At 65.5% G+C, this 25,606-nt stretch carries 24 protein-coding genes; 11 read left to right on the top strand and 13 right to left on the bottom strand.

The genetic code is table 11. The features are described 5' to 3' along the window. Nucleotides 1-20 precede the first annotated feature (20 nt). On the bottom strand, nt 21-359 hold the full coding sequence (locus tag HNP02_RS15990) for a DUF732 domain-containing protein (protein ID WP_184440107.1): 339 nt from the start codon (nt 357-359) through the stop codon (nt 21-23). A gap of 210 nt (nt 360-569) precedes the next feature. Between HNP02_RS15990 and HNP02_RS15995 the strand changes: the two genes are divergently transcribed. After that, the gene (locus HNP02_RS15995) at nt 570-908 is read left to right on the top strand and encodes a hypothetical protein (RefSeq protein ID WP_184440109.1); all 339 of its coding nucleotides are present in this window, start codon (nt 570-572) and stop codon (nt 906-908) included. Here the strand turns inward: HNP02_RS15995 and HNP02_RS16000 are convergent. Beyond that, nucleotides 871-1,698: a SigB/SigF/SigG family RNA polymerase sigma factor gene (locus HNP02_RS16000; protein WP_184440111.1), complete on the bottom strand. Its 828-nt coding sequence runs from the start codon at nt 1,696-1,698 to the stop codon at nt 871-873. The two genes, HNP02_RS15995 and HNP02_RS16000, sit on opposite strands and share 38 nt — an antisense overlap. 588 nt (nt 1,699-2,286) lie before the next feature. Between HNP02_RS16000 and HNP02_RS16005 the strand changes: the two genes are divergently transcribed. The 4 genes from HNP02_RS16005 to HNP02_RS16020 all read left to right on the top strand — a co-directional run bounded on the left by HNP02_RS16005 (nt 2,287) and on the right by HNP02_RS16020 (nt 6,143). After that, nucleotides 2,287-3,153: an ABC transporter permease gene (locus tag HNP02_RS16005; RefSeq protein WP_184440113.1), complete on the top strand. Its 867-nt coding sequence runs from the start codon at nt 2,287-2,289 to the stop codon at nt 3,151-3,153. 26 nt (nt 3,154-3,179) lie between these two features. Further along, on the top strand, nt 3,180-4,190 hold the full coding sequence (locus tag HNP02_RS16010; protein ID WP_375373678.1) for an ABC transporter substrate-binding protein: 1,011 nt from the start codon (nt 3,180-3,182) through the stop codon (nt 4,188-4,190). A gap of 4 nt (nt 4,191-4,194) precedes the next feature. Further along, entirely contained in the window at nt 4,195-4,977 is a 783-nt protein-coding gene (locus HNP02_RS16015) for an ABC transporter ATP-binding protein (protein WP_375373679.1), read from the top strand. Between the two features lie 92 nt (nt 4,978-5,069). Further along, entirely contained in the window at nt 5,070-6,143 is a 1,074-nt protein-coding gene (locus HNP02_RS16020) for a glycoside hydrolase family 6 protein (RefSeq protein WP_184440119.1), read from the top strand. Here HNP02_RS16020 and HNP02_RS16025 read toward each other — a convergent pair. Genes HNP02_RS16025 through HNP02_RS16050 form a run of 6 tightly spaced genes read right to left on the bottom strand, consistent with a single transcriptional unit; the run spans nt 6,140 to nt 13,595 of the window. Continuing rightward, nucleotides 6,140-7,393 (bottom strand): glycosyltransferase family 4 protein, encoded by a 1,254-nt coding sequence (locus HNP02_RS16025; protein ID WP_184440121.1) that lies wholly within the window; start codon nt 7,391-7,393, stop codon nt 6,140-6,142. The genes HNP02_RS16020 and HNP02_RS16025 overlap by 4 nt on opposite strands. Then, on the bottom strand, nt 7,390-8,766 hold the full coding sequence (locus tag HNP02_RS16030) for a lipopolysaccharide biosynthesis protein (protein ID WP_184440123.1): 1,377 nt from the start codon (nt 8,764-8,766) through the stop codon (nt 7,390-7,392). The genes HNP02_RS16025 and HNP02_RS16030 overlap by 4 nt, the downstream gene beginning before the upstream one ends. Then, the gene (locus tag HNP02_RS16035; protein WP_184440125.1) at nt 8,763-9,635 is read right to left on the bottom strand and encodes a hypothetical protein; all 873 of its coding nucleotides are present in this window, start codon (nt 9,633-9,635) and stop codon (nt 8,763-8,765) included. Before HNP02_RS16035 ends, HNP02_RS16030 begins: the two co-directional genes overlap by 4 nt. Before the next feature lie 6 nt (nt 9,636-9,641). Continuing rightward, on the bottom strand, nt 9,642-11,570 hold the full coding sequence (locus tag HNP02_RS16040; protein WP_184440127.1) for a hypothetical protein: 1,929 nt from the start codon (nt 11,568-11,570) through the stop codon (nt 9,642-9,644). Continuing rightward, nucleotides 11,567-12,787, bottom strand: a complete 1,221-nt coding sequence (locus HNP02_RS16045) for a glycosyltransferase family 4 protein (protein WP_184440129.1) — start codon at nt 12,785-12,787, stop codon at nt 11,567-11,569. The genes HNP02_RS16040 and HNP02_RS16045 overlap by 4 nt, the downstream gene beginning before the upstream one ends. Continuing rightward, nucleotides 12,774-13,595, bottom strand: coding sequence for a glycosyltransferase family 2 protein (locus HNP02_RS16050; protein ID WP_221317664.1), 822 nt, complete (start codon nt 13,593-13,595; stop codon nt 12,774-12,776). The genes HNP02_RS16045 and HNP02_RS16050 overlap by 14 nt, the downstream gene beginning before the upstream one ends. Nucleotides 13,596-14,323: 728 nt before the next feature. Here HNP02_RS16050 and HNP02_RS16055 point away from each other — a divergent pair. The 5 genes from HNP02_RS16055 (at nt 14,324) to HNP02_RS16075 (ending at nt 19,911) form a co-directional block, all read left to right on the top strand. Next, nucleotides 14,324-15,241 carry a GDSL-type esterase/lipase family protein gene (locus HNP02_RS16055; protein ID WP_184440131.1) on the top strand — a complete coding sequence of 306 codons (918 nt, stop codon included), beginning with the start codon at nt 14,324-14,326 and terminating at the stop codon, nt 15,239-15,241. Continuing rightward, the gene (locus HNP02_RS16060) at nt 15,238-16,422 is read left to right on the top strand and encodes a glycosyltransferase family 4 protein (RefSeq protein ID WP_184440133.1); all 1,185 of its coding nucleotides are present in this window, start codon (nt 15,238-15,240) and stop codon (nt 16,420-16,422) included. Before HNP02_RS16055 ends, HNP02_RS16060 begins: the two co-directional genes overlap by 4 nt. Continuing rightward, nucleotides 16,419-17,750 (top strand): hypothetical protein, encoded by a 1,332-nt coding sequence (locus HNP02_RS16065; protein WP_184440135.1) that lies wholly within the window; start codon nt 16,419-16,421, stop codon nt 17,748-17,750. The genes HNP02_RS16060 and HNP02_RS16065 overlap by 4 nt, the downstream gene beginning before the upstream one ends. Nucleotides 17,751-17,790: 40 nt before the next feature. Then, the gene (locus HNP02_RS16070; protein ID WP_184440137.1) at nt 17,791-18,954 is read left to right on the top strand and encodes a beta-ketoacyl synthase N-terminal-like domain-containing protein; all 1,164 of its coding nucleotides are present in this window, start codon (nt 17,791-17,793) and stop codon (nt 18,952-18,954) included. A gap of 81 nt (nt 18,955-19,035) precedes the next feature. Next, nucleotides 19,036-19,911, top strand: coding sequence for a hypothetical protein (locus HNP02_RS16075; RefSeq protein ID WP_184440139.1), 876 nt, complete (start codon nt 19,036-19,038; stop codon nt 19,909-19,911). Here the strand turns inward: HNP02_RS16075 and HNP02_RS16080 are convergent. The 3 genes from HNP02_RS16080 to HNP02_RS42755 form a co-directional block, all read right to left on the bottom strand. Then, nucleotides 19,878-20,513: a LuxR C-terminal-related transcriptional regulator gene (locus tag HNP02_RS16080; RefSeq protein ID WP_309241576.1), complete on the bottom strand. Its 636-nt coding sequence runs from the start codon at nt 20,511-20,513 to the stop codon at nt 19,878-19,880. The genes HNP02_RS16075 and HNP02_RS16080 overlap by 34 nt on opposite strands. Nucleotides 20,514-20,566: 53 nt before the next feature. After that, nucleotides 20,567-22,816, bottom strand: coding sequence for a sensor histidine kinase (locus tag HNP02_RS16085; RefSeq protein WP_184440144.1), 2,250 nt, complete (start codon nt 22,814-22,816; stop codon nt 20,567-20,569). A gap of 513 nt (nt 22,817-23,329) precedes the next feature. Continuing rightward, on the bottom strand, nt 23,330-23,443 hold the full coding sequence (locus HNP02_RS42755) for a hypothetical protein (RefSeq protein WP_369798370.1): 114 nt from the start codon (nt 23,441-23,443) through the stop codon (nt 23,330-23,332). 140 nt (nt 23,444-23,583) lie between these two features. Between HNP02_RS42755 and HNP02_RS16090 the strand changes: the two genes are divergently transcribed. Further along, on the top strand, nt 23,584-24,252 hold the full coding sequence (locus HNP02_RS16090; protein ID WP_184440146.1) for a TetR/AcrR family transcriptional regulator: 669 nt from the start codon (nt 23,584-23,586) through the stop codon (nt 24,250-24,252). Here HNP02_RS16090 and HNP02_RS16095 read toward each other — a convergent pair. Next, entirely contained in the window at nt 24,249-25,064 is an 816-nt protein-coding gene (locus HNP02_RS16095; protein ID WP_184440147.1) for a class I SAM-dependent methyltransferase, read from the bottom strand. The genes HNP02_RS16090 and HNP02_RS16095 overlap by 4 nt on opposite strands. Continuing rightward, a complete protein-coding gene (locus tag HNP02_RS16100; RefSeq protein WP_184440149.1) occupies nt 25,061-25,531 on the bottom strand; it encodes a GbsR/MarR family transcriptional regulator in 471 nt (156 codons plus the stop codon). Before HNP02_RS16100 ends, HNP02_RS16095 begins: the two co-directional genes overlap by 4 nt. Nucleotides 25,532-25,606 lie beyond the last annotated feature (75 nt).

The raw sequence follows: 25,606 nt of genomic DNA on the forward strand, positions 1-25,606 counted from the left end.
CCCCTCTGGCGGTCAGAGGTCTACGCGGTCACCTGATCGAGGAATCCGGGGCAGTATGCGCTGGCCGCCTCGACCACGAACACCGCCGCCTGATGTGCGCTCAGGTCGGTGTTCTCCATGATCTCGCCGCCGATGCTGGCGCCGGTCTTGCCGCCTGCCAGGTAGCTGCACACCAGGTGTCCGTCCTGGACGGCGTCCTTCGCCGAGTCGAACGTGATGTTCGCAGCGTCGATGTTGGTCAGGAACTCGTCATCGATCGAGCTGGCCGAAGCGGTCGCGGCCCCGGCAAAGGCGGCAAGGCCGAAGGCGCCTGCGGCGATGGCGGTGGTGGCGATGTTGGCGATCCGGTTGGTGAACAATTCCTGGTCTCCCTGTCAGAGGTTCTCTTGGTCGCTTCCTGCGAGCCGTGAACAGCATCGGGAGACCGGCTTGGGGGATTCTCAACGGATTCTTGGAGACCTCCCCAAGAAAGCCTCACAGCCCGACGGCCACGGCGGTGAGCGGAGCGAAACCCGTCCGGAAAGGGCCATGCTCGTGGCCGTAACGATGCTCGGACAGGCTGCCAACGCATGCGCCACCGGAGCACCACCACGACGATCACCACCACCACCGACGCCGGCAGCAGCACACTCGCAACCTCGGTCGAAGTGCTGGAGGACTGTTATCTACGGGTCATCGCCGACCCGGAGCTCTCGGCATGCTTCGACTGGGTCGACATCCTGGCGATCAAGCATCACCTGCGGTCCGTCATCGCCGACGCGGTCGGCAGACCCGAGCCGCCGCACCCGTCACGTCACGGCATCCGACTGTCGGCCGAACAGCACGCCCGGGTCAGAGGGCACCTCGTCGACGTGCTGGCCGGCGTCGGCGTCAATCTACCGATTCCGGATCCACGAGTTCGTCCCTGAGCTGCGACAGGGTCCGCTCGAGAATCCGTGACACGTGCATCTGGGAGACGCCGATCCGCTCGGCGATCTGGCTCTGCGTCATCGAGGCGAAGAAACGCAGATACAACACCGTCCGCTCACGCTCGGGCAGTGCCGCCAGCAGCGGTCGCACCGATTCCCGGTCGGTGATGTGGTCGAACTCGAGGTCGACGTCGCCGATCGTGTCTGTCAGCATCCGCGGGTTTCCATCACCGCTAGAGATGGGGGCGTCGATGGAATGCACGTTGTACGACGCCGAGGCGACCAGGCTTTCGACGACCTCTTCCCGGTCGAGGCGGAGCAGCTCCGACAGCTCGCTGGCGCTCGGTGCCCGTCCGAGTTCCTGCGTCAAATGTGCTGTCGCCTTGGTGATCTGCCCGTGCCGGTCCCGGATCCGCCGAGGCACGTGCATTGACCAGCCGTGATCGCGGAAGTGCCGCCGGACCTCGCCCATCATCGTCGGGACCGCGAAGCCGAGGAAACTCGAACTCTTCTCAGGGTCGAACCTGTTCACGGCGTTCATCAGGCCGATCCGGGCGACCTGGGTCAGATCCTCGAGGTTCTCCCCACGCCGGTCGTAGTGCCGCGCGACGTTGTCGGCCAGGTGCAGGCACCTGGTGACGATGCGTTCCCGCTGACGGGCGAACTCGTGCGATTCGGCGGGCAGCGACTTGAGGACGACGAACATGTCCACGACGTCGTGGTACTCATCGGTATGCTTCGGCGGCGCAACCTCAACGGGCGCAACCACTTCGGGCGCAACTGCGTGCATGCGCGGACCCCCTAGGCGGTGTCCAGAATGCGGCGCGGGATCGCAATACGAGAGCCGCGCTGCATCATCCGTCGGTTCGACGGACCGGCGATCTGCCGTCGCCGCACATCTGCGAAGCGGTTGCGTGGAACGAAGTGGGATGAATTGCCCGCTCGCGGTGCGGCGTTACGGCCGCTTGGCGCTAAACGGCGGTTGTGTCCAGGTGGACGAGTCGAGCTTACCTCGATTGTGCGATGACCGTAAGGCGGTTTCGGGCGCCCGGGACCGGAGGCATCGGCGGCGGTCGCGGGTGTGCATGGATTCGCTTGTGACGCTGGACTTTCCGCATCAATCGACACGGATTGCGGCGCTCGTGTTTGAACGACGCCCTCAGCGGGTAGTGCGGGCGTTTTGTATCGCCCCGTACCTTCACTCTCCCCAAAGCCCGTCACGAACACGTTAGATTCAGGGTGATCGCAGCTCTTTCCCAGCCAATCGTCCCCCGGTAGCAATGTAGGGATGAGCGCGACACCGCCTGCCCACTGCTGCTGTCGCTGACGCTCTCCGTCCAGCATCAGCGCACACGCCGCAGGAAGTCGCAGGAATTTAGTGTCGGTCTTCGTCGATATCACGCCGGCCGAGTCGCAGGTCGACTCGCCGATCCGGTCCACGGCCGCCCCAGGTCGCTGGCGCGGCCGGTTGACCCGCGCCGCGCTGCCGCTGCTGTCGGTCCTCGTCTTCGGGATCGTGTGGCAGCTCGCGGCCGCCGCAGGCATCTGGAACCAGACCTTCGTGCCCTACCCGAGCACGGTCTGGAAGGCCTTCATCGATGTCTCGACCACCCACGACGGGGTCCGCGGCTACGCAGGGTACTTGCTGTGGGAACACCTCTACATGACGTTGCGGCGGGTGCTGGTCGGCGTCGTCATCGGCGTCGGTCTCGGTGTGCTGCTCGGCCTGGTGATGGGCTCGATCGGCTGGGTGCGCAGCGTCCTCGAACCGTGGCTGACGTTCCTGCGCGCACTTCCCCCGTTGGCGTACTTCTTCCTGCTGGTGATCTGGCTGGGCATCGACGAAGCGCCGAAGATCACGCTGTTGGCCCTCGCGGCGCTTCCGCCCGCGGCAGTGGCGACCACGGCAGCCGTCGTCGCGGCACCGATCGGTCTGACTGAGGCAGCCCGCGCGCTCGGCGCGACCCGGGCTCAGGTGATCCGCGACGTCGTCGTGCCCTCGGCGCTTCCCGAGACGTTCACCGGCATCCGCCTCGCAGTCGGCATGGCCTACTCATCGGTGGTCGCCGCCGAACTGTTCAACGGCATCCCCGGCATCGGCGGCCTGGTGAAGGACGCAAGCAACTACAACAACACCCCCGTCGTACTCGTCGGCATCTTCGCCATCGGGTTCTCGGGTCTCGTCATTGACGGATTACTCCGCGCGGTGGAACGCCGCGCGGTCCCCTGGAGAGGAAAGATTTGAAGTCTCTTGGAAGAGTTAGAGCTGTTTTGGCGGCGGTCGCGGTCTCGGCGCTTGCACTGTCCGGGTGCGCGGTGGACCACTCCGGACAGGACGCTGCCAAGCCCACCCTGCGCCTCGGCTACCAGACGTTCCCCAGTGGGGATCTGATCGTCAAGAACAACAAGTGGCTCGAGCAGGCGCTGCCCGACTACAACATCAAGTGGATCAAGTTCGACTCCGGCGCGGACATCAACACCGCGTTCATCGCCAAGGAGTTGGACTTCGGCGCGCTCGGCTCCAGCCCGGTGGCGCGCGGCCTTTCGGCACCACTGAACATCCCCTACAGCGTCGCCTTCGTGCTCGACGTCGCAGGCGACAACGAGGCGCTCGTCGCCCGCAACGGCAGCGGCATCAACACGATCGCCGACCTGAAGGGTAAGCGGATCGCTACGCCGTTCGCGTCAACGGCGCACTACAGCCTGCTGGCCACATTGGCGCAGAACAACTTGTCGCCCAAGGACGTTCAGTTGATCGACCTGCAGCCGCAGGCGATCCTGGCGGCTTGGGACCGTGGTGACATCGACGCGGCCTACACCTGGCTGCCGACGCTCGACGACCTGCGCAAGACGGGCAAGGACCTGATCACCAGCCGTCAGCTGGCCAAGGACGGCAAGCCGACTCTGGACCTTGCCGCAGTGTCCAACGAGTTCGCCGCCGCCCATCCCGACGTCGTCGACAAGTGGCGTCAGCAGGAGGCCCGTGCACTCACCACCATCAAGGACGACCCGGACGCCGCCGCGAAGGCAATCGCGGCCGAGATCGGGCTGACCCCCGATGTCGTTGCGGGACAACTCAAGCAGGGTGTGTACCTGACGCCCGCACAGCTGACGTCGCCGGAATGGCTCGGCACTGAAGGCGCGGTGGGCAACATCGCCAAGAACCTGCAGTCCGCGTCGGAGTTCCTGGCCGAGCAGAACCAGATTCCCGATGCCGCGCCGCTCAAGACGTTCCAGGACGCGATCTACACCAAGGGACTGCCCGGTGCCCTCTCCCAGTGACGCCGTGACCGAACCCGACACGCGCGGCGGCCTGCGGATCAAGAGCGTTTCGCACCGCTACGGCTCGGGGAAGGACCAAGTGACGGCGCTCGGGCCGGTCGACATCACGGTCGAACCAGGCTCGTTCCTGGTGCTCGTCGGCGCATCGGGTTGCGGCAAGAGCACGCTGCTTCGATTGATCGCCGGCTTCGAAACCCCAAGCGAGGGAACGGTTGCGGTGGAGGGGACGCCTCCGACGCCCGGCGTGACGGCAGGTGTGGTTTTCCAGCAGCCGCGACTGTTCCCGTGGCGCACAGTCGGCGGCAACGTGGAGTTGGCGCTCAAGTACGCGAAGGTGCCACGGGAGCGCCGTGCCGAGCGGCGTGATCAGCTGCTTCAGCGAGTAGGTCTCGACGGCACCGCCGACCGCAAGATCTGGGAGATCAGCGGTGGGCAGCAGCAGCGCGTGGCGATCGCCCGCGCGCTGGCCGCCGAGACCCCGCTGTTTCTTCTCGATGAGCCATTCGCCGCGCTGGACGCGCTCACCCGTGAGCGCCTGCAGGAGGACGTCCGTCAGGTCAGCGCGGAGTCCGGTCGCACGACGGTGTTCGTCACGCACAGTGCCGACGAGGCAGCGTTCCTCGGATCGCGCATCGTGGTGCTGACCCGGCGGCCAGGCCAGGTGGCACTCGACCTGCCCGTGGACTTGCCGCGCACCGGGGTCGACGCCGAGGAGCTTCGTCTCTCACCCGAGTACGCGCGGCTGCGTGCGGATGTCGGTCGTGCGGTCAAGGCGGCGGCGGCCTGACGCACGCGGGCACGCGGATCGCCTGCTGGTCTCACACCGTTTAGAGGTCCTCTCAGCTGGCCGATATTACATTGCAGCAGTACGCTTTTCACATGGCTCGCCACGCGGCTCCAATGGCGCGGCGCGGTGGCATCTTGGCCGCGCCGGCCGCGGGGCTCGGCGTCTTCGGATTGACGGCGGCACTGCTCCTCACCTTCGGGTTGTTGACCGGGCGGGACGACGTACCGCGCCCATCTTCGGGTCACGTCGAATCGCAACCGATCGAGACGCGCCTGCTCGACGCTCCGAACCCGTTGTCCGGCGGCAGCTTCTACGTGGATTGGTCGATGTCGGCGGCGGTCGCCGCCGATCAGTCGAATCCACCGAGCGCGGAGCTGAGGCAGCTTGCGGACACACCACAAGTCCGTTGGATCGGCGACGAGTCGGGCATCGAGTTCGTAGCCGCCGAGGTGAGGGCGTACATCGAGGCTGCTTCATCCGTCGGCGAAATTCCGCTGCTTGCGACCTACGCACTCCCGCATCGTGACTGCGGCAACTTCTCCACGGGCGGATTCGCCACGCCGGACGACTACCGAAAGTGGATAGCCGAGGTCGCGGCGGGGATCGGGATGGCAAGGATCGGAATCGTTCTCGAGCCTGATGGCTTGGTCGCGGCCGACTGCCTACCGGATGCTGAGCGGGGAGATCGGTTCGCCATCTTGCGCGACGCGGTGATCGCGTTGACCGCGAACCCGAACGCCGCGGTCTACATCGACGGAGGGCATTCACGCTGGCTCCCGCCCGACGAGCTGGCTCGACGGCTCGCCGACGTCGGGGTAGAGAGGGCTCGTGGATTCGCCCTGAACGCCGCCAACTTCTTCTCGACCGACGAGGAGATCGCCTACGGCGAAGCGGTGTCGAAGCTGACCAACGGCGCGCACTACGTCATCGACACCTCGCGAAACGGCGCAGGACCCGCGCCGGATGGGCCGTTGAACTGGTGCAACCCGCCGGGTCGGGCGGTGGGGTCCGCGCCCACGACCAACACAGCGGGAGCCCATGCGGACGCCTATCTGTGGATCAAGCATCCGGGAGAGTCTGACGGTGAATGTGGCCGGAACGACCCGAGATCCGGTCATTTCATGCCGCAGTATGCGGTCGACCTCGTCCGGAGCAGCCGTGGTTAGACGCGCCACGAAGACACCGTCGTTGCCTGTGCCCGGTGATAGCCGTCGAGAATCCTGGGGACGATGGTCGACGCCGTGTAGCGCTGGGCCTGGACCCGGCCCGCAGTCCCATAGGCGCGCTGAAGCGCTGGATCCCCAACCACCCTGTCGAGGGCTTCGGCCAGCGCACCGGCGTCGCCGGGTTCAACCACCAAGCCGGTGCCTTCATGGCAGACGACCTCCGGCAGTGCGCCTACGCGCGTCACGACCACCGGTGTCCCGGCCGCCATCGCCTCGATCGCCACCAAGCCCAGCGGCTCCTGCCAGCGCGAGGGTGCCACCGCGACCGCGGCTGCCGCGAAACAGGCCATGATCTCTTGGTGTGGTAAGCCCGTGCGCACCAGCACGGGTCGCGCGGCGGTCCCCGTCCACTCGCGGGTATCCGAACGAACCGAGCCGATGACGACGAGTGGAGCCGCGACCCGCATCCGTCGGTGCGCCTCCGCCAACAGCCCGAGCCCCTTGTGCTCGCCGAGTGCGCCGACGAACAGGACGAACGGCTCCGACGGCAGAAAGGCGGGCCGGACGCCGCGTTCCGCGTCGGTGAATACCGTATCGGCTACGAAAGACGGTATCTGGCAGATCCTCTCGGGTGACACTTCGCCCAGACTGGCCGACCGCACGACCGAGCTGATCGGCATGAACATCGACACGCGGCCTAGGCGACTCCGGCTGTGGTGGAGTCCGAGGGCCAGTGCCGGACCCTTCAACCGCCCGTAGTAGTCGGTTGCGCAGCTCAGGCATCGCGAGAGCTGGGCTCCCTGGCACACGGTGTCGAGACGGTCACCCTGGATCAGCGTCTTCTTCGCACAGACCAGGCCGTAGTCGTGCAGTGTCGCGACGAGCGCCGTCGATGGGGGCAGCCGCAGGGAGAGGCAGGAGTTCAGAATCCAGCCGTGCGCGTGGATGACGTCCGGACGGACTTCTGTGACGAGTTCGTTCAGCCGCCGGACCAGTTGGGGATCGGGACACGTCGGATGGAAGAAGTGGCTCGGGTCGGCGGCGAACCTTCGCAGATGGCGTGTGTAGCCGTCGAGCCGCCGGACATCCACCCCGTCCACCACTTCCCGTCCGGGAGCGTCCGGACGGCTCAATGTCGCCACAGTCGTCGGATGACCCTGCGCCACCAGCTCTTTGGACAATAACTGAACGACCCGCTCCAACCCGCCGGTGGCCGGCGGATATCCGTCGCTTACCTGCAAAACCCTCAATGGTCTGCATTCTGCGCAGCGACCGGCAGGACGTCGCCGGCGACGTCGCCGGACAGGCCGGGATCAATGATGCCGTCGTATCCGACGATCCGACGCCAGGAGACCAGCACCCAGAGAGCTCCCACGCTTTGAGCTGCCAGCCAGCAGACCCCGGCACCCACGATGCCGGTGGTCGGCAGCAGGAGCCAGGCCGCGCCCACGCAGGCCACCAGCATGCCGCCGTTCAACAACAACGCCATCCGCATCCGGTCCGTCACTCGCAGCACCGCGACCGCGATGTTGGTAATGGCGTCGGGCACCGCCGACAACGTGAGGAGCAACAACAGCAGCTGTCCGTGCCCGACGTAGTCTGCGCCGAACAGTCCGAGGATCAGCTTGCCGCCCAACAGGTACGCCAGCATCGGGATTGCCAGCAGCACCGAGACGACGACGACGCACTTGCGGACCAATGGGCGAATCGAGACACGGTCCGCCGCACCTTCGACGAAGAGCGCCGCCGACACCGCCGGACTGATGATGAAGAACACCGAACCGAGCATCCACGTGATGTAGAAGTAGGCATTGTCCGTCGCCGACAGCCGCGAGTAGACCACCACCGGCAGCAGATAACCGGCCAACATCGCGAAGACGGTGATCAGGTGCTGACCGACCAGGGACGATGCCATCTCACGAAGGTGTGCAACCAGATTGACGAAGTTGGGGATCAGTGAGCGGCCGTCCCTCACGCCGAACGTCGCGAGGGCCCACACCAGCGAAAGGGCCGCAGCCGCCGTCCACGCCAGGAGGATCGAATCGGCGCCACCGAGGAACGAGACCGGAATGAAGAGCAGCGGGATCCGCAGGCCGCACAGCACCATGTTGCGGCCAAGGAACAAGCCCCCGCGATGCTCCGACACCGCGATGTAGTCGATCACCAGGCCCACGGCGAAGAACACACACGCCAGGCAGAAGAGCACGGCACCAACGGGTGTGGCGAGTTGGGGCAACGTCGACGTGGCGACTCCGACGACGCCGACGACGACGCCGCCGCCGACCGCCGCGGTGGCGATGGAGACGACCATCGCGGTGGTGACCCGCTGGCGCCATTCGATTGCACCTTCGCACCGGGGTAGCCACTCGACGAGTGCCGCGGCAGCCCCCACGCTGGCGATCAGCACCGTGGCCTGGATGGCACTGGTGGTGGCCGCGGCGGTGCCGTTCACGTCCCGGTCGAAGTGGCGGGCGGCGATCATCCAGAACGCATAGCCGAGTAGTGAGGTCAAGACGGTGCTGGCCATGATGGCAAGGCTGTTGCGCATCATGGGGTCAGCTGTCGCCTGCCGCACTCTTTCCGCGACCCGGCTGAGCGCGCCGTCGGATTCTCGTCGATTCATTTGTCCACCTCCAGGAACGTGCTGACATATCCGGGCTCGGGCAACGGCGTCCCGTCGCCTGCCGCAGGTAGGACGGCCAGCTCCACCGTGTGCCTGCCGGGCTCAATCGGAGCGGTGAAAGTCACTGCGCCCGTCAGTGTTTGGTCGGCATCACCATCGATGTCCACCGCAATGTCGCCGACGGCATCGCCGTCGACGGTCAATCGCACGCTCGTCAACGCGGACGACGGGATGCACCCGACGCCGCGTAGCACCCAATTGAGCCGGACGGTTTGCCCCTGCGTGATGGCCGGAATCTCCCCGGTGAACGGCTTGCTGTCGACGAATCCCAACGTGGTATAGCGCTCGACGGGCTTGCCGAGCATCATCGCTGCGCCGCATGCGGCTGCGACGATGACGAGCGCCGCGCCGGCCACGGCCACGGCCGACCGAAGCGTCTTCGTCGTACGCGCGGCGACTGCTTGCGGCGTGCTCGACTGTCGGGCGGGACGCCGCGCAACGCCGGCAAGGACCAAGAGGGCCAGCCCGGTGATTCCCGCGCCCAGCGCCAAAGTCGGCGGTCTCAGGGCGATTCCGAACGCGTCGAGCAGGAGCGCGACGGCCAGCCACAGCAGGATGCCCAGCAATACCGACAGCGGCAGTCGCACGGCACGGTCAGCTGAAGCGCCCGCAGCGGGGCCGGTCAACAGCCGAACCAGCGCGGCGCCGGGTATCAGCAGGAGCACGATCATCGCGGGAATTCGCAGCGCGGCTGGCGATTCGAGCGCGACGACGACGACGGCCACGCTCTGGGCCAATAGCGCGGCGATCGAGGACGGGGCGAACGACCCACGAATCGTGTGGACAACGGCAAGGGTGGGGCGTGTCACGGCGGCCTACCGCGTCCGCGCGGCGATCGCGGCCAGGTCCAACCGGTACACCCGCAGGTGCTCGGTGGATATCACCCGCCACGCCCATGGCACGTGGTCGAGTCGGGTCAGGTAGGCCATCGGGGTTGCCCGCCCAAGTAGTGGATCGCGCTGCCCGAAGTTGTGACCGTTGAACGGTGCCTGTTCGCCCATCCTGACGTCGACGACCAGGTAGTCATAGCGTGACGACGTCAGCATTTGCGCCAGCTCCGGCGAAGGATCGTCGTTGCGCTGGGTCAGGTCCCAGGCAGGAAATCCGTCCGATGGAGCGGCGACCACCAGACCGCCGTAGGCGGCTAGTTGCAGCGCCGTGTAGGCATCCGCGACGACGCGTGCCCGACCGACCGTGGCACCGAGTTGCTCGGCGACGGAACGGGCTTCAGCGCTTGCGGAGTTCGTGTCAGTTCCCCAACGGAACGGTCCCGGGAATCGGTAGGGATCGTTGAGCCCACCGCCGACGTTGCCGATGAGGAGGGTGACGAGCAGCGCCAATGCCAACGGGACCGACAGACTGCGGCCTGCCACGCGGGGCCGACCTGCCGGCCAGTGCACCACCACGAACGCGACCACCAAGGCCACGCCAAGGTAGGTGAATCCCCATGATCGGCGCGCACCCTCGGCGCCCGACGGCGCAAGAATGAACGGTAGGGAGAGGAAGTAGGCGCACCCGAACGCCACGAGCCCCCAGGTCTGGGAGTCGAGCGAGAGGCGCCGGCGCCGCATCAGAGCCGCGGCGGCGACGAAGCATACGAGTATCGCCACGGGCGCTGCGGCGGTCAGAACGCGCTCCCAGTCGGGTGCGACGTTCGCGGCGAGCAGCTCGCGTCCGCCCTGGCCGCTCTTCTCCGACATCGTCTTCAGTTGATTCACCGATGTACCCAGGTACGGCGACAGGTAATCGAGAGTTGGTCGTGCGCAGAAGAACACCCATGCAATCGCGATGAGCACGGTGGACGTCAGCGTGACCCACCACGGTCTCATCGAGGGCATGGCGCCGCCGTCTCGGTCCATCAACCTTGCGCGCAGCAGCCACGTCAGCGCGACGACGATCAAGACCGCGATCAGGAAGATGGTGGTCAGGTGATGAGTGACCACGCATCCCGCCCCCGCCAGGACGGCGGCGGCGGAGAATGCGCGCCGGCCGCGCGCCGAGGGCGCCCGCGTCGCGAGCACGGTGAGTGCCAGGGCCCACAGGAAGAAGTTCACCGCGACGCTCTCGTACGCGTACTGAGTGTCGAAATATATTGCGGACGGGTTGATTCCATACACCAGCGCAGCGACCGCACCGGCGCGCGCCGACGCCAGCAGCTGCTCGCCGATCAGATAAACCGCGTACAAGCCGAGGACGTGCGTCACCAGCAGAATGAGAACGCCCGTCGACCAGAGAGACAGCCCGCTGAACGAGTGCGCGGTGACGGTCAGGGCGGACGTTCCTGGGAAGAATTCGACGATGGGGATGGTGGCGTTCGGTTGAAACAGTCGGCCCGACGTCGTCACGTCGAACGCTTCGCGCCAGTGCGCGTACTCGTCGTGGTACAGGGGTCCGGTCGGGTTGCGCAGGAACTTCGGCATCAACGTCAGCACGCCGAACAGCAGTAGCGCCGTCAATCGCGTACCGCGTTGGGTACGGCTCCCGATCAGACGACCGGTGAGCGGCATCAGCGCGGTGAGCATGCCGGCCCAGAAGACGACGTAGTACAGGTCGGCGGGATGTCCCTGCGAGGACAGCCGGAAGGACAACCCGACGAGCAACGTTCCCGCGGCCCCGGCGGCGACGATCACCGGCCAGCCGCCGAGCCGAATTGAGACTCGGTGCGACCAACCGTCGGCCGACGATTCCACCGGCGCTTCGCCGGTGGTCCGGACGGCCGGCGGCCCGGTCACGGTCGCGGTCATCGGGGCACCGCGATCAGCGCATCGATGGCGTCGACGAGTGGAGTCCAGGTGTGTGGATCCTCGAATCGCTCACCGCGGCGGTCGCAAATGCTCAGCAGTGCCGCGCGCAACGCCTCGACGTCGCCCGGCGGGACCAGGACGGCCCCGTGGTAGTCGCGCACCGCGTCGACGAGTCCGCCGACCGCATACATCACGACGAATATTCCGTTGTTCATGGCGATCTGCAGGGGACCACTGGCCGAACCGCGGCGGTAGGGCAGCACCAGCACGTCGGCGCTCGCGAAGTACGCTGCGGCCTCGGCGTCGGTGACGTAGCGGTTGTCGAACCGGATGCGATCGCGGTAGCGGCTGGCCGAGATCGCCTCCGCCGGTGCGGTGCATCGTTCCCACGTCTCACCGACCACGTCGATCTCGAACCGTTCGGCTTGCTCGGGTGTCATCGCATCGAAGGCGTGAATGAGGTCCTCGACGCCCTTGTACGGACGGATGAGGCCGAAGCAGAGCAGCCGCGTTGGCGCGATCCCGTCTGTCGGCTCCTGGGATGGCCTGCGCGAGTCCTGCGTCACGTGGTCATAGGGTCCGTGCGGCGCTATCACCGTGTGCAGCCGGCTGATCGCGTCGGCGCCGAACATGGACGCGAACAGGTCGGCATCGTGGTCGGTGTGAAAGATCGCTCCGGCCGACCGCCTCACCAGGCGGTGTAGGTACCGCCGGCAGTATGCGGCGGCGAGCGGCACCTGCGCCTCGCCGGGGTCCTGTACCTCGTGAAACTCGATCACGATCGGTATGCCGGCCCGGTTGGCCAACCGGGCCAACGCGAGGTAGGTGTGCAGCGTCGCAACGGTCCACCACTGCAGCACGATCACGTCGGGACGCTCGACTTCCAGCGCTCTCCGGATGCGCCCGATCGAGGTGCCCCAGTACCAGTCGACGGTCGCGACTTCGCGCACTCGCGGGTCATAGCGCAACGACGTCAGGTCGGCGCCCACTCGGCGCCAGCCCGGGTAGAGCCGCGCGGGGATCAGGCGGTCGAGCAACACGACGGACACGTCGTGATCTTCCGCCAGTGCGTTGGCCAACCGGCAGCTATAGACCGACAGACCGCTGAGGAATCGAAAACCCGGCCCCACCAGCATGACTCGCTTGCGTTGGTGGCCGGCGGGCTGAACTACGAAATCCGGTGTCCCTGTGCCGACCAGAGTGTCAGGTGGCTGCATCGAGCATTTCCCAGTCTGGCTCGTCGTCAAGGTGCAGGGACCGGTTCGCGCGCGATCCCGGACTGGCCGGAACGAGCCCGATCCGGGCCTGGCCGAACGGGCCGGGCGGGAGCGCCGGCGACCTCTTCATCCGCGTCCACATCAGGATCCGCATGCAGGACAAGCCGTCGAGCCAACCGATCTTCTTTCCCTGCTCGAGGGTGCGGCCGTTGTACGTGATCGGCACCTCGTACGGACGTACGCCGGCGTGCAGCATCATCGCCGTCAACTCGGTGTCGAGGCCGAACCCCTGCTGTGCGAGCGCGAGGCAGCGGAAGTGTTCCAGGGGAACGAGTTTGAGACAGGTATGCATGTCGGTCAGGCACGAATCGAAAAGCATGTTGGCGACCGCCGTGGTGATTCGGCCACCCATGGCGAACCGGTAGGACGGGAACCGTGTGTTCAGGCCGAAGACACGCGTGCCGAAGACGTGGTCGGAGATGCCGGCGATGACGGGCTCCAGTAGCGCGGGAATGTCTGCGGGGCTGTACTCGAGGTCGGCGTCGAGAATCAGCACGTGAGTTCCGGTGGCCCGGCGGACACCGGTCAGCACAGCGGCGCCCTTCCCACGGTTGACGGGGTGGCACAGCACGGTTACGCCACGCTTGACGTAGGAACGCAACAGCCGGGCGGTCAGATCCGTGCTGCCGTCATCGACGACGATCAGTTCGACGGGGCACGGGTACTCCACGGCCAGCACGCGTTCGACGGCGTTCGCAACGGTCGCAGCTTCGTTGAACACCGGCATGACGATGGACAGTTCGATCACCGCCGTGGTCCTTCCAGTACCGGGAACTCACCGTCGCGGTGAATTCGTCCTCTTGGCGGGATGGTCCGGCTGGGCCGGCAAGTCGATTGTCTGGTAGTCATCTGTTCCCCTTGGTGCTGCCGGGTGGAAGAAGTCGACGCCGTTCGGAACGGCAACGGTCTGAAAGTTTGCTCTCGCAGATTAGCACCGATTCGGCGGAATGCACCTTTTCTCGGAAAAGGGGCCTCGGCGGCGGTTTCGGCTATTTAGTCAGGAGCGTGGAAGGCAAGCATCCGAGGTGGTTGATGTCCGTCAGAAGAAAGCACCGACGCGCGCCGCGAAAAGCCGAGGACCGGCCTCGTGGTCCGTAGAATCCTGTATTGCCGAGACCGTCGGCCGAGGCGCTCCGCCGCAATTCCGATGATGTCTCAGCGATCGGACTCGCTTCGGAACAAGGTTTTGACGTGCGATGATCGCCAATACTGGAAATGGCTACAGCCGTTGTCGGCCGAACGGATTACACGGAATGTAGTCGAATTCACGCATTGTTCGCCAGGCGACGGATAATGGCCGTCTCGGGTTGTGCATCCGCGGTACCCGACTTATCGTCATCGCAAACGCAAGGAATTGGCTAAACCTCATCCGACGGGAGGCACACCGAATGGCTACCTTGGTACGCGTCGTGGGTCGTCCGGTCGTCTGCATCCATGTTCAGAGTTGCCATGATTAACTGTGGCAATACAATTTCGATGACCAGGGCGACGCGTCTCTGGGCCGTGGCGATGGTCCTGGTACTCGCTGCGGGGTCCGTCTGGGGGATCTGGTCGGCAGTGGCGACGGCCTCTGGTCGCGACGGCGACTCGACGTACTACGTATCCATCGGTGACTCGTATGCCGCCGGTTACCGACCCAACGGCGACAGTCCTGGCTCCACCTCCGTCGACGCCTTCGTCTACCAGGTTCAGGACAAGCTCGCGAAGGGCGGCGACGGATGGACCACCGTCAACTTCGCGTGCTCGGGCGAAACCGCGTATGCGATGACCTTCGAACCCGGCTGTGAACCCGGCGCCCTTGCGCCAGGCGGCATCGACTACCCCGACCGCCCTCAGTCCGTCGCCGCGACGGATTTCATCGACAGCCATCCAGATCGGATCGGCCTGGTCACCGTCGCCATGGGCGGGAACGACGTGATTCGCTGCCTGAACGAGGAGGATGCCGCGAGCGCGCAGAGGTGCGCGGAAGTTCAAGTGCCCCGAGTCGTGCTGAGCGTGGACTACCTGCTGTCGCGAGTCCGCGCCACGGTCGGCCGGAAAGTGCCGATCGTCGGCGTTTCCTACATCAACGTCTTCGTCGCCGATCACCTGACGTTTGATCCCGTCGCCCAGCAGCGCGCCGGCTTCTCGGTGGCCTTGTTCGACGACTACCTCAATCCAGCTCTGCGGCAGACATATTCGAAGTACGGCGCGTTGTTCGTGGACACGACCACTCTCGTAGGCGGTGATCTGCCCGCGACGGACAAGAGCGCGTTGGCAGGGCATGGCACGGTCACAGCGTCCATCGGCCGGGTCTGTGCGCTGAGCTACTACTGCACCAAGGGCGATCCGCATCCCAACCGGGACGGTCACGCGCTCATCGCAGCAGAAATCGAGAGGCTGATCGGCTTATGAATGGACTTGCCCGTGTCGGGCTGCGCGGCCCAGGAATCGTCACACTCGTCACACCCAGCTTCCGCGGTACGCGTGGAGGGCTCGAGTCACACGCGTCGGCTCTCGTCAAAGAGCTTGCGTACCAAGGAATACGAGTGGTGGTGCTGACCGCCCGACGCGGCGTCGGCAGGACCGAGGTGGAGCACCAGGACGACTGCTGGGTAGTCACCTATCCAGCGTGGGCGGTCAGCTCGATGTCCGTGTCGCCGGGCCTAGCGTGGGCCGCGATCCGAAGCCGGCGCAGTGACCGCGTGATGCACCTGCACAGCTATCACGCGACGACGGCATTGGCAATACTCGGCAGGCGGGCGCCCACGGTCTTCACACCCCACTACCACGGCAAGCACGGGCATTCGAAGATCGCGAACCTTCTGCACATCCCGTACTACCACCTCATCAAGCTGTTCATTCGGAGATGCGACGCGATCATCTGTGTGTCCGAGGCCGAGCGCCGCATGCTGGTCGGCGACTTCCCGTCCATCGCGGACCGCGTGACCGTGATACCGAACGGAATCGACGCATCAACGATTCGCAGCGCCCCACCCATCCCTGAGCAACCACCCACAGTCGTTTGTGTGGGCAGGCTGGAACCCTACAAACGCACCGACGAGGTAATCCGCGCGTTCAGCCAGGTTCCGGCGCCCACACAACTGGTCGTCATCGGCGATGGAACTCAACGTGACGAACTGGCGGCGTTGACGACCGAGCTGCAGCTTCAGGACCGGGTCAAACTGGTGGGCAACGTAACTGACGACGAACTGCACCGGTGGCTGCGTACCGCGCACGTCTTCGTGTCCATGTCCGAGCGCGAGGCATTCGGCATGGCCCCTGTGGAGGCCGCGTGTGCCGGCGCGCGAATCATCCTGAGTGACATCCCCGCACACCGGGAGATCGCCGACGAATTCCTCCGGCGATGCGTCACGGTCATGACTGACGAGTCACCGGCAGCCGTCGCTGCCGAGATACGGCGACAACTCGTGGCGCCGCGGCCGGACAAGTGCACGGCTCCCGACTGGCGGGACGTCGTCACACGCACCGTCGACGTCTATCGGGCATCGGGCGCGGTTCTTGCGGTGTCCACGGGAATCGACGGACACGAGTTCGACACGAGGTCACTTCAACACGAGGGGTTGGGAAAATGAGCAAATCACGGGTTTTCGGGCGCGGCAGGCGGACCAGCTATCTGGACCGCACCTGGCTGAACCACTGGACGGTGCTCACACTGACGCCGATCCATTCGCCGGATGTCGACGAACTGCATTCGAAGATGGTCGAATTCATGGAATCCGACCCGCTCCACCCGCTCTGCTGCACGCTTGAAGCCGGGGGCGGTCGCTGGCTCCCCGTCGCGCCGGAGGACCGGCGGCGTCACGTGACGGAGACCATCGTGGGTGGCGATCCCTTCCACGTCGACGATGCATTTTCCTATCTCGACGCGAACCGGCCAGACCCGGACTCGACCGCACCGTTCAAGGTCATCGTCGGACCGGCGTCGATCACCTTCTACTTTGCGCATGCGTGCGGAGACGCCGCCGTGTTCTCGCCGTTCGCCGTGCTGATGGCACTCGGCGACGTCGACGGCCTGCGGCCGCTGAGAGCCGACGCCGGTCTCGGCGTGGCGCTGAGCATCTTCCTCAAGGAGTCGCGGCGGCACTGGAGGGACTGGTGGCACCACATGCGGTCGGCCGACACGTCGGAGCCGGTGCCAACGGAGGCCAACCCAGTGCCACATCCCGTTCGTCCGTCGGCGACGACGGCGACGGGCACGTTGCTGTCGGCCAGTGAATTCAATGCGTTCAAGGCTTGGCGCAAGACGGCCCTTCCTGATCTCCCCACGACGGCGTTGATGGCGTCAGCCGTGTACCGAGCGCTGTCCGCCGAAGGGATTTCGGTGAACGACTCGGGCTTCTACACATTGGTAGATCTGCGACGCCACCTCCCGAAGAAGCAGGCATTGCGTCCGGGCAACTTCGCAAAGAGTGCGTTCGTACCTGCGGACATGAGGGACATGGAAGCGGTAGCGACAGCTCTGAGGGAACTGGTGTCGTCATCACGTGCGGTGCCGGCGTTGTTGGCGGGCGCGGTTTCCACCGCGTTGCGCCGGCCGACGCCGTCGGCCCCGCCCGGTGAGGGGCCGCTGACGATGACGTTCAACTCCATGATGCGAAACCCCGGAGTCGAACACATCCCGTGGCTCGACCCGAGCAATGCCCACTACATCACGATGGCCTACCCAGTGGATTCCGACGGCATCAGCGTGTCTGCCTGTGCCGTGGAGGGACGGGTGCTGTTCTCGGCCTCGTTCGATCCGGGCCGCGTCGACGTGCAAGCCGTGACGCGCGCGCTCGAGCGCCTCCATGACATGGCGGCGTTGCTCGAGCCACCCGTGCCCGCCATTGCCGGACCTCAGTTCGACGGCGAAGCGATCGCGTGGATTCAGTCGCCGGCCGCAGGCAACGGCACCCGGTAGTTCTCCCCCCCAAAATCATCTACGACACTAAGGAAAAACTATGTCACACAATCACATCGGCGTCGCCGGTCTAGGTCTCGTCACCGGATACGGCTGGGGCAGGGAGGTGTTCTGGGACGGACTGTGCAGCGGTAAGTCCGCGGCCCGACTCCTCGGCGGTTTCGGCGACGGCGGCGCCGACTCCGCGTGGCTCGCGCGCGTGCCCGAAGGCGGTGATCCGGCCGACGGCGACGGGCTGTTCGGCCGAGCATTCATGGCGTCGGGACGCGAGGCAGTGGCAGACGCCCGAATGCGGGGATGGACACCGGGAGAACGGGTCGGCGTGCTCTATGCGGGCTGCTTCAACGACATGTACGCATGGCGCGAGGTAAGCCGAGGAAACGCGCGTCGTTCGCGCGACTTCGTCCGCGCCTTCCCGTCGACGCCCACGGCGATGTTCATGAAGGAGTTCGGGTTTCACGGCCCGTCGTTCGAGGTGTCGGCCACCTGTTCCTCCTCCAACAACGCGATGCTGACTGCCAAGCAGTGGTTGGACACCGGGAAGGCCGACGACGTCGTCGTGATCGCGGCGGACCTCTCGTTCACTCCGGAGGTGGTGGCCGGATTCGCAGGCATGGGTGCCGCCGTCGTGGACATCGAACCGCAGGAGGCGTGTCGACCCTTCCAAGAGGGTGGTCGTGGCTTTCCGCCTGGCGAGGCGGCGGTGGGTTTCGTCTTGTCGTCGCGATCCAGCGATCCCTACGCGGCGTTCCTTGGCGGAGCGATGACCAGCGACGGTTACCACGCCACCGGCATGGATCCCTCTCACGCGCAAGCGATTCGCTGTGTGACCGAGGCCTTGGACGATGCCGGGGTACACGCTGAGGCCGTGCGGTATCTGAACGCGCACGGCACCGGAACCGAGCAGTGCAACACCGCCGAACTAGCGTTCCTGGAGGCGGTCTTCGGCACGGACCAACCGTCTCTGTACGCACTCAAGCCACTCCTTGGTCACTGCCTGGCCAGTGCGGGAGCGGTGGAACTCGCCGCGGGAGTGATGGCCTACGAACGCGACGTCATCCCGGCCGCCCCGATCGTGAGCGCGGCCCACCCACGTCTGCTCGATGGGCTCACGTCGTTCGACGGCGGCATCACCCTCAAGACGTCGATGGGCATGGGCGGGTACAACTCCGCCGTGCTCGTCGGCCCAACAACTGCGGTGTGAATGTTCAATTGGGGGAGACGCTGGTATCACCGGCGAGCACAGGGGCTTTCACGCGGTCCAAGCACGGGTAACAACGACGCGGTGGAGCGTTTCGACACGGAGGTGGACGTGCTGTGCGTCGGGTCGGGTCCGGCGGTGCTCGGCGCCGCCATCTCGGCGGCCGACGCAGGCATGACGGTGCTCGTCGCCGAATGCCGTCACGCGGGGAGACGAGCGGACCGGTCGGCACGTCCGAGGACCTGGGCGAGCGCCCTGCGAGCTGTATGGAGTGAAGAGAGACTGTCGGATGCGACGATGGCGTACCTGCACGCCCTCACTGATGACGCCGGCCCACCAGGATCTTCGCCAGAGCCGTGTGCGGTGAACCTCCGTCGCGTCGACGATCCGATGAATCGTTCGCGGACATCGTCGGGCACCGTAGCTCCGTTCTTCGGTGCCAACCTTCTGCGGTGGACCCGCATTTGCCTCAGCTCGCCGTACGGCGTGCTCTACAGCCGGATCAGCATTCCGGGAGCAAAGGAGTACGTGCAGGCGTCCGGTGAACGGCTCGAGATCAGCAATCTCGTTTCTCCGCCGCGCAATCCATTGGAGATGTCGCTATCCGCCTGGCTGCTGACGCGGGCCCGGGAGAAGGGCGTCGAGATGCGCACGGTTGGTCCCCTGCGGCGCCTGGTGTTCGACGATCACGAGGTCGTGGGAGCCGTCTTCGGGGATGGTCCAGGCAGTTTCACCGTGCGCGCCCGACATGGCGTGGCACTGGCCACCAGTCATCGAGGAACGGTGGATTCCGCGCTGAGCGATGCGTGGCAGTCGACCAACTCGGGGCTCGGCGTTGTCAGCGCCGTCGCCAGTCATTTTGGTCGACTCGAGTTACTTACGAATCTGCCCGCGCAGTCCTCGATCTCGACGACACCGGAAGGCGGTTACAGATCGTCGAGGAAGATGATCCCGTCCTGAATCGCCCGCGCCACCAAGGCGGACTTGGTCGGCGCCGGACGACCCGCGGCCGCATACTTCGCGCGTACGCGCTGCAGGTGAGTCCGGACTGTCGTGGAGGAGATCCTCAGCTTCTGGCCGACGAGATCCTTGCTCTCGGTCTGGAACCACGCGATGAGTACCTCTTGTTCGCGGGGAGCCAGCCTGGGCCTACCCACGCTCCTGTCGTGAAAGATCGCCTTGGCCATCTTCGGGCCCACGTACGGCTCATTGACAAGGGCGGCGCGCATGGCGTCGATCAGATGAGACCGTCCCTCTGATTTCACGATGAACGTGACTGCGCCCAATTCCAGACAGCGCAGGATCACCTCGTCGCCAGCGAGATGGGAGTAGACGATGACCCGGTGTCCCATCGCGGCGACCTTCTCGAGGCCCGCGAAATCGGGCCGGTGTTGGCTCTGCTCGAGATCGAAGACGACCACCGCCAGCGAGCCATCCTGATGAGTGGCGAGGAACTCCGTCGTCGAACGGTAGCCCGCGTCGATCGAGATCGGCGGATTCGTCTCCTGGCACCAGATTTGGACCGCCAACTGAATTGCGTCGTGATCATCCACGACTGCCACCGACGTAGTGTCGGTATTTCCCCCTGCCCCCACCAATTCCCCCGATTCTGTCTTCATCCTGCACGTAGTGTCATCCACATCGTGTCTTTGTCGACAACGACTTCCGCACCCCCGGATGGTTGCCGCACGGGGCTTCGCTTGCTCGCCACGTCGCACACCACGCTCAATTCGACTTCGGCGTGCGCGGAAATCAGAACTATTCGCGCCCACGTAGACGCCCGGTCGAGCGCGGCGTCGATGTGGTGCAGCACGCGTTCGGCAGTATCGAGCGACATCGTCGGAAGGTCACCGTCGACGTGCGCCGTGACGTTCAGTCCTCGCCTCTCGGCCTCGCCGATCAACGATTGGATGCGCTTCGACAACAGCGTTGACTCCGGTCCGGACTCATCGAATAGTGCCCGAAGCCTGCGACATTCCGCACGAGCCTGACGGCGAAGTTCCTCGGTGATCGGGCCCCGTTGCGACAGCGTCCGAAGCAGCGGGACGAGGCGAGCCACAGTGTCGGAGTAACGCCGGTCGCGTTGGCTTGCCATGGCCTCCGCGACGCCTACTCGCGCCTCCAGGCGCAGGCGTGTCGCGTTCTCGCGTCGAGCCAGACGGAGTGAGGTCCGTACCGAGGTGATGAACGAGAAAGCCGCAATCTGCGGGACGAGGAACGCGGCTGCCCCGACTGCGAAGGCCAACACCATATGGACTGTCGGTACTCGGGTCAGGACGATGACGGCCGGAGTAATCCAGAGGGTCAGGAGAAACGCCAGGCCCCTTGCGAATGGGCTTCGCAGCAGATGCGGCAGGAGACAGAAGCCGACGGCCGCCTGCGACCAGCTCGCGTAGACAACCTCAGATTCGCTGAGCGTCGCTTGTTGAACGATTGCGATACCTGTCAGGGTCGCGACGACGCCCGGGAGCACCCACCGCCCGCCGTGCCGGACAGTCAGGGGTGCCGATAGGGCGCACAGCGCGACGGCGACGGCCAGCCCGATCTGCACCGCGGGCATCTGAATGTTGGCCGACAAGGCGTGCCACAACCCGACGGTGACGACGAGGATGTTGGACACGGTAAGCGCGAGTCCGTACCTCGACCACAGGTTGCGCTCCAACTCGTCGTCGTCCCTGGAACCGGCCGAGATCAATTCCTCGTCGTCGGACCGCCATTGAAGTTCGACGGTGGTACCGCCGCCGGGCGCCGAGTGGACGAAGGCGCGGCCGCCGACGCGCTGCATCCGGGCGACGATCGATTGGTCTATTCCGTGACCCCGCGACGTCCCGGTGCTGATGCCCCTACCGTCGTCGGTGATGTCGAGGCGATGCCTACCCGCGTAGATGGTCACGGAATTCGCGTCGGCGTGGCGGTCGACGTTGTTGAGTGCCTCCCGACTGGCGGCGACGAGTGCGTGGGCCGGCTCGGCGTCCAACCACAGATGATCGAGGCCCGTGAAGTAGATCGGCACGTCCAGATACGTCGAATCGTCCCGCAGTAGTCGAATGACGTCGACGGGAGCGCAGTGATCGATGACAGGTCGCGCCTGAAGAACCATCAGGTCACGAGACGCCTGGGCCGCCACCCGCTCTAGGGGAACGTGCGGGGTATTCGCGACCAACAACAGAGTTGCCGCGGCAGTGTCGTGCAGCATCGCCAACTGTTCTCGGTCTGAGTTGCGGCGTGCCTGGGCGACGCCGGCGGCGACTTCGGCGGCCAGTCGATCTTGGTGTGCTTGATCCGCCGTCCGAGCCACCCGCTCGATCGCCAGCCGAAGCAGCACCGACACGGTCCACGCGACCACGATCGAAAGGAGGTCGTGGAAGAGAAGAGCACCACCCCAGCCGACCACCGCGGACGCGCCCGAAACGTACGCGCAGATACCGACCGCCAGTACCGTCGCCGACCACAGCGCGGGAAGCTGGACTCCGAGAGTGCCGATCGAGACAGCGACCACGGTCTGCGGGATACTCGCCATCCCGAAGAACTCGTCGGGGGTGGCCAGCACGGGAATTGCGGCGCCGATGACAACGAGCCATGCCACGTCGCCCGCGGTGGCGATGGCAGACCCGGATCTGGTGACCAGTCGATAGATGGCCCACCCCGCCAGACCCATCATGAGCACGGTGTGCGCCGCACCGGGGACAGCGGGATCGAGCAACGCGACGGCAGCGGCCGTCAGGCTCGAGCACTGGCGCATGACGATGGTGGTGTTCGCGATTTGCGCCAGGAGGCGGCGACGGGAGAAGTCGGTCGGCCGGGCATTCGTCGGCGGACATGAGTCACCCGACGGGCGCGCCAAGCGTGTCGTCAAGATTGACATAGCAGGAGAGTAACGGTGCTCCGGCGTTCCAGCAACGGCTAGCCACTTCGGTAGGGCAGTTATCTAGCCGGGCCGAAAATAGGTAGCACAGTGGTCGTTTGCCGTTAACCAAATATTGACATTCGCGCAAATCATGCACTTTTAGCGAATTAGTTAGCGTAGTGTCCTGCGATCCACAGATCATGCAGACTAGTTGCAGCCGCAAATGCCGTTCGGCGTGGCATGCTCCGCAACTTGCATCGGTGTGCCAGAATGCGACGCCCTTCGGAGTCCGGCTGCGGACGTACAGATCCGTCGGCCCGGCTTCCAGGCGGTGACGCGCTGCCGTGGGGCACGGCACGAAGTCGCAGGCACCGCCGGTGGGGCGGAGAACGACGGTGATGTCCCGCCGCGGATGCGGAGAGGCTCCGTGCGAGGTCGTTTCAGCGACCGATGACGAGCCAAATGGGCGTCAGCCGCGCATGAATCCGTTTACTGGGCAAACACCGCGACGGATGAAGTACGAGCCCGGAGTTAGACCGGCGGATACGCGGGAGGTGGGTAGACGCCGCGCAGCGCCCAGGGGAACCAGTTGAAGAAGTACTCGATCTCGTCGCTCGCGTCGTAGTCCGGATTCGGATCCATCAGTACCTCCCAGCGAAGCGACTTTGATAGAAGTCTAGTCCCAGGGACCCCGCGAGCGACACCGGATGGCGTCGAATGCCTACACTGGCCAACCAGTTGATTGGTACCCGGGCGAAGTCCCGGCCTGCATATAGTGAGTCGCCATGTCCACGGAACCACCTTCGAACGGGTTGACCCGTCGCGAGGAGCTGCTTGCGGTAGCCACGAAGCTCTTCGCCGCGCGGGGGTATCACGGCACCCGGATGGACGACGTCGCCGACGCGGTCGGCCTCAACAAGGCCACGGTCTACCACTACTACGCGAGCAAGTCGCTGATTCTGTTCGACATCTGCAAGAGTGCCGCCGACTTCACCGTGGGCGCGCTGCATGACGATCCATCCGCAAGCGCGCGCGAGATGATCTATCACTTCACCCGCCGCCTGCTCGTTGGCATCGCCAGTGACATCGAGCGCGGGGCCGTGTACTTCCAGGAAGCTCCGTACATCACCGAGTGGTTCACCGAGGAGCAGGTGGCCTACATCCGCAAGGCGGAAACGTCGGTGTACGAACACATGCGTGACGTCATCGACCGCGGCATCGCCAGCGGCGAGTTCTACGACTGTGACTCGCACGTGCTGGCGCTCGGCTACATCGGGATGACGCTGGGCTCCTACCGGTGGCTGCGGCCGCAGGGCCGCCGCACGGCGCAGGAGATCGCCGTCGAGTTCAGCACCGCCCTGCTGCGCGGCCTGATCAAGGACGAGGCGGTGCGGGCGGAATCGCCACTGGGCATCGACGTAGAAGGCGTTGAAGCCACGGGCCCGTCGCGCTAGAAGGCGAAGCGGTTCAGCACGTCGTAGTTACGGACCGGGGTTGCGTACATCAGCCGATAAAGCAACCGCTGTGGTGTGTACGGAATCGCCTCGTAGCCCGCGATGGTGGAGGCCTGCTCGACGAAGTGCAGCCCGAGATTCCATCCTTCGATGTCGCGGGCGTCGCGAAGGCCCCACTTGACGATTCCGTGGGTGAAGAGCTTCGAGAGCCGCGGGCCGGACGGCGACGTCGCGTCGAAGAGCAGCTCGCCGTGACCGACCCGATCAATGAGACGGGCGAACACTTCCCTGACTTCGCGTTCGGTGATGTACATCAGCAGCCCCTCGGCGACGACCACGGCCGGCCGGCCGGCCGGTATCTGGTCGAGCCACCCGGGATCGGTCACCGACGAGCCGATCATGCGGTAGGCGTCCGTCTCGTCGTACAGCTTGCGCCTGAGTTCGACGACGCCAGGCTGATCGAGGTCGAACCACCGCACGGTCGGGGGCGGGTTGATCCGGAATGCCCGGGTGTCCAGCCCGCAGCCGAGGTGCAGCACGACGGCGTCGGGGTGGCGGCGAATGAAGTCGGCCGTCCAGGCGTCGAGCTTCTTGGCGCGCAACGCGACCAGAAACTGGTTCGCCCACGGCTGCGTCGCTCGGTGTATCCGCTTGAAGTCGTAGTCGATGCGGTCGACGGCATCTGCCGCCGCACGGTCACCCAAAATCGGTCGGGGCGAACGGCTTTCGTATGCCCGAAAGTACAAGGTGACCAAGTTCGTCCACTCCACGGAACGCCAACCGACGGAGCTGAAGTCAACCTTGGTCGTCATCTCTTCCTCCTGTCGGCGCGGTAGACGTTCCACCGCTGCATCAACTCATCGCGGTAGTCCTGTGTGGAGAACTGACAGAAGTCCCGGAAGTCTTCGAGCCGCTCGCGCTGCTCGGCGCGGTCCTTGCCAAGCAGCGACAGGCCGAAGTCGGCGACGTCGATGCCGGGCTTCATCAGGGACAGCTGCGTGTCGAGCACGCTGCTGAAGCCGCCCGGCGTGACGCGGTAGTGGTGCTGGCGGGTAGGACTTGGCAGCCGCTCGATCATCCCGCCCTCCTGCAGTTGGCGGGCGACCGTGCTGACCGAGGCCTTGCTGACCGACAGCACCTCGGCCAGTTCGGTCAGCGACTGCCGCGGCGGATCGCAGATCAACAGCCAGCCATAGACCCGCCCCATCGTCCGCGTCGCGCCGAGCCGTTCCATGAACAGACCGAGCCGGTCGACGAACTCGGCTTCTTCCGGTGACATCCAAACCTCCGCACAGTACGTTCAGTACGAACTGAACGTACTGTACGCCGCTGCGGCCCAACATCGGAACTGCCG

This window comes from Mycobacterium sp. AZCC_0083 (assembly GCF_014202335.1).
GTDB lineage: Bacteria > Actinomycetota > Actinomycetes > Mycobacteriales > Mycobacteriaceae > Mycobacterium.